General features: G+C 73.3%; 1 protein-coding gene. It reads right to left on the bottom strand.

The window, feature by feature from the left end; all coding sequences use genetic code 11:
• Nucleotides 1–181 precede the first annotated feature (181 nt).
• Nucleotides 182–804, bottom strand: a 623-nt coding sequence (locus BIV24_RS30945; RefSeq protein ID WP_177198886.1) for a sterol carrier protein domain-containing protein, incomplete at its 5' end; no start/stop codon positions are given.

Here is an 804-nt window from a genome sequence, read left to right as displayed (position 1 = left end):
CGTGTCCGTGGTCCGATCCCGGGAGGCCCCCCGCGGCCGGAGGCCGCTCCCCTTCGCACGTCGGGAGCATCCGCCTCGACGGGTGACCATGGCCGAGCACCCACCGTGCAGGAAGCAAGCGCCGCTGAAGCCCCCTTGCAGCCCGACCAACGAGACTTGTGCGGGGTCGGTGGGCACGCGGTCAGAACCAGTGCAGGCAGTGCGGGGCGCGCTCGGCGCGGAAGAGGGCGTCCGCGAGGGCGACCGCGCCCGGGTGGTGGGCCCGGATGTGTCCGGCACGCGCGAGCGTGCTCGGGGCGGTGCCGCCGAGGTAGACCGCGCCCAGGTCGCGCACGTCCAGGGACAGGTCGGGCTCCCGGTCCGTCGGGACGCAGTCGCCCTTGCCGTCCCGGACGGTCAGCAGGTAGCGGCCGTGCTCGCCGAGGAACGGGTCGTCGACGTCGAGGACGAGCTCGCCGTCCGTGAACCAGCCGCGCGAGGTCAGCGCGCGCGGGACGTCCAGCAGCCGCACCCAGAGCCAGTCGGTGTCGTTGCTCACCTGGCCGGCGCGGAAGTCCGCGAACTGCCAGCGCAGCGGGTGCTCGGGCGGGAAGTGCTTGAACACGACCTGAGTGACAAGGTCGTGTCCGAGCAGGAACCGGGCCAGGGTCGTGTAGACGGCGTCGTCGGTGGCGATGGTCTCGTCGACCGTCAAGGTGTCGGGCTCGCCTATCGAGTAGCTGGCGTACCCGTCCGGGACGCCGTGGGAGTCCCGGTGGACGGCGACGTAGCGCGGAGCCGGAGCGACCGGGGGCTGCCCCGCGC

The sequence above is a fragment of the Streptomyces colonosanans genome (assembly GCF_001866645.1).
GTDB lineage: Bacteria > Actinomycetota > Actinomycetes > Streptomycetales > Streptomycetaceae > Streptomyces > Streptomyces colonosanans.
The sequence above is the reverse complement of the archived record's forward strand: the minus strand, read 5'-3'. Positions and strand labels throughout refer to the sequence as shown.